The sequence below is a fragment of the Komagataeibacter europaeus LMG 18890 genome (assembly GCF_000285295.1).
Taxonomy (GTDB): domain Bacteria; phylum Pseudomonadota; class Alphaproteobacteria; order Acetobacterales; family Acetobacteraceae; genus Komagataeibacter; species Komagataeibacter europaeus.
The window spans coordinates 1-1089 of the sequence record NZ_CADP01000316.1 but is presented as its reverse complement, the minus strand read 5'-3'; the positions used below and the strand labels follow the sequence as shown (position 1 = coordinate 1089).

Here is a 1089-nt window from a genome sequence, read left to right as displayed (position 1 = left end):
CGGTCGAGCTCCGCCTGTGCAAAATAAGCTGAAGCTTTCTTGAGAATCTCATTGGCCTGACGCAGTTCACGGACCTCACGCTCCAACGCCCTGATCCGTGCCGTCTCGGCCGTGGTCGGCCCTGGTTACGCACCCGCGTCCCGCCGGGCCTGCTTCCACCAGTCGTGCAGGCTGTCGCCCGAACAGCCAAGCTTGCCACCAATCTCGCGACAGGCCACCGATAGGCTCGGGTAATCCGATCGATGCTCGTCCAGAAGGCGCACCGCGCGCTCACGGAACTCAGGCGAATAACGTGATGTCTTCTTCTTCTCTACCATAGGGCTCATCCTCCGAGAGTTTTACTCTCCGGTAAACCCGGGGCAGTTCATAGGCCAAAAAACTGCGCCCGTTGATCGGTCCGTCGAGAACGCAGGGTGCGGTGATCCGGTCATGACGCAAGGCAGCCAGAAAGGTCAGTGTCTTCCAGTGGCTATGAGGGACTCTGGCTCTCAGTCTCTCACCTTTGCGGCAACGGCCGTGCGTGCGCGTCATGTTGGTCTTAGCCCAGGTTTCGTCGATAAAGACCAGACGGGTGGGATCTATGTTGGCCTGATAGCGCTTCCAGAACCTGCGCTTGCGCGCGACGTCAGGCCGGTCCTGCTCGCAGGGCAGCACGCTTTTTTTTGAAGCTGATCCCTTCGGATTGGAAAAAGCGCGAGAGCATGCCTGTGTCGGCCTGAACGCCACGCTCCTCGCGCAGTCGGATCGACAGCGCCGCAAGGGTGATATCAGGTTCGGCATCAATGATGGCCAGCAGCCAGGCCCGTTCAGGTCTGGTTTTCGAGGGACGATGCCCGCCCGTGCCGGCGCAGCACCGATCTCCGATGCGTCTTGCGCGCTGCACCCATTTGATCGCCGAGGCATCGCTCACGCCAAAACGGCGTGCCGCTGCCCGGCAACTCATGCCGTCTTTCCCCACCGCATCAATCACGCGGTCTCGTAAATCCTGCGAGTAGGCTTTCGGCATGAAGGCTGGCCTCCTTCGCCAGTCTTCATCTTGAATCACATCAGACGCCCTTTGGGAATCCTATGATTCAAGCTATTCGCAGC

General features: G+C 59.9%; 3 protein-coding genes. All 3 read right to left on the bottom strand.

What is annotated here, in order from left to right; genetic code table 11:
- Positions 1–125: 125 nt before the first annotated feature.
- The 3 genes from GEU01_RS27700 to GEU01_RS26125 are packed head-to-tail and all read right to left on the bottom strand — an operon-like array spanning position 126 to position 1045.
- The gene (locus GEU01_RS27700; RefSeq protein WP_157212927.1) at positions 126–317 is read right to left on the bottom strand and encodes a hypothetical protein; all 192 of its coding nucleotides are present in this window, start codon (positions 315–317) and stop codon (positions 126–128) included.
- Entirely contained in the window at positions 280–654 is a 375-nt protein-coding gene (locus tag GEU01_RS27695; RefSeq protein WP_019087708.1) for a transposase, read from the bottom strand. Before GEU01_RS27695 ends, GEU01_RS27700 begins: the two co-directional genes overlap by 38 nt.
- Positions 626–1045 carry a hypothetical protein gene (locus GEU01_RS26125; RefSeq protein WP_157212926.1) on the bottom strand — a complete coding sequence of 140 codons (420 nt, stop codon included), beginning with the start codon at positions 1043–1045 and terminating at the stop codon, positions 626–628. The genes GEU01_RS27695 and GEU01_RS26125 overlap by 29 nt, the downstream gene beginning before the upstream one ends.
- Positions 1046–1089: the final 44 nt, after the last annotated feature.